A 473-nucleotide genomic window follows, 5' to 3' on the forward strand; every position below is an offset into this window, starting at 1 on the left:
ATCGGTTCGCGCGACGAAGGGCAGCAATGCGGCAACGCCAAGGTCGAACCCGTCGGTCAGCGCAAAGCCGATTAGCAACACCCCTAGCAGCGCCCACCAGATCAGGCGCAAGGTTTCATAGTCGAACAATAGATGCATCATCATGCTCCTCAGGCAGCGGGGGCCAGGGCGGGCGCGTCGGTGGGGTGCGGCGCGCCATCGAGCGGATCTTCGACCGGCCCGTGCGCGAAGGACGCCAGGATCAGGCGTACCTCGATCACCGCCAGCGTTCCGTACAGCGCGGTGAAACCGATGATCGTCGTCCACAGCATCGCCGGGGTCAGCGTGGAATTGGCGAGGAAGGTCGGCAGGACACCGTCAATCGCCCAGGGCTGACGGCCGAGCTCGGCGGTCACCCAGCCCAGTTCGATCGCAATCCAGGGCAGCGGGATCGCCCAGAGCGCGATGCGCTGGAACCAGCGCGCCTTCATGTG

The 473-nt window shown here is 65.5% G+C and carries 2 protein-coding genes; both read right to left on the reverse strand.

Going from position 1 to position 473, the window contains the following annotated elements; genetic code table 11:
* Nucleotides 1-129, reverse strand: a 129-nt coding sequence (locus AACY45_RS28305) for a cytochrome d ubiquinol oxidase subunit II (RefSeq protein ID WP_339548773.1), incomplete at its 3' end; no start/stop codon positions are given.
* Nucleotides 130-149: 20 nt separating this feature from the next.
* Nucleotides 150-473, reverse strand: a 324-nt coding sequence (locus tag AACY45_RS28310; RefSeq protein ID WP_339548772.1) for a cytochrome ubiquinol oxidase subunit I, incomplete at its 5' end; no start/stop codon positions are given.

The organism is Pseudomonas sp. RA_35y_Pfl2_P32, from assembly GCF_963970735.1.
Taxonomy (GTDB): domain Bacteria; phylum Pseudomonadota; class Gammaproteobacteria; order Pseudomonadales; family Pseudomonadaceae; genus Aquipseudomonas.